Genomic DNA, 291 nt, shown 5'->3' with positions numbered 1-291 from the left:
TTCTTATTTTGCAGTCGTCTTCATTCATTACCACGTCCAGACGCCAGTGCAGCTTATTCTCCACGTGCCAGTGGTTTCGGATTGCTGTGGCGAACTTCTCTGCGGTTAAATCAGCGGAACTGATATAGTATCTGACCGTCATTTCTGGCTCTTTCTTTTGTTCTGCTATTATGGACCGAAAGGAGACTGCCACGCATAATTTCTTCAGCCCTTTCCATTCAAACGTGAAATCAATAAGTTCATCAGGGACATCGCAAACAATATGAAGACGGATTTCTTCTCTGCCGTGAC

Annotated in this window: 1 protein-coding gene; it reads right to left on the bottom strand. The window is 44.7% G+C overall.

Going from position 1 to position 291, the window contains the following annotated elements; all coding sequences use genetic code 11:
- A partial coding sequence (locus E0D98_RS26425; protein WP_131891625.1) for an ISAs1 family transposase occupies positions 1-291 on the bottom strand: 291 nt, incomplete at both ends.

The organism is Escherichia sp. KCJ4928 (assembly GCF_004352695.1).
Taxonomy (GTDB): domain Bacteria; phylum Pseudomonadota; class Gammaproteobacteria; order Enterobacterales; family Enterobacteriaceae; genus ECMA0423.
Note: the sequence above shows the minus strand (reverse complement) of the source record. Positions and strands in the feature narration are given on the sequence as shown.